We start from the raw sequence: 222 nt of genomic DNA, 5'->3' as shown, positions 1-222 counted from the left end.
GAATACCGAAGAATGTTATCACGGGAGACACACGGCGGGTGCTAACGTCCGTCGTGAAGAGGGAAACAACCCAGACCGCCAGCTAAAGGTCCCAAAGTCGATGGTTAAGTGGGAAACGAAGTGGGAAGGCTCAGACAGCCAGGATGTTGGCTTAGAAGTACAGCCATCATTTAAAGAAAGCGTAATAGCTCACTGGTCGAGTCGGCCGCGCGGAAGATGTAA

1 rRNA gene is annotated in these 222 nt (G+C 51.8%); it reads left to right on the top strand.

The features are described from left to right. Positions 1 to 222, top strand: a 23S ribosomal RNA gene (locus tag BHE89_RS03520); the annotation flags it as partial.

This window comes from Shigella sp. FC1967, assembly GCF_001743005.1.
GTDB lineage: Bacteria > Pseudomonadota > Gammaproteobacteria > Enterobacterales > Enterobacteriaceae > Proteus.
This window is presented reverse-complemented; position numbering and strand designations above follow the sequence as displayed.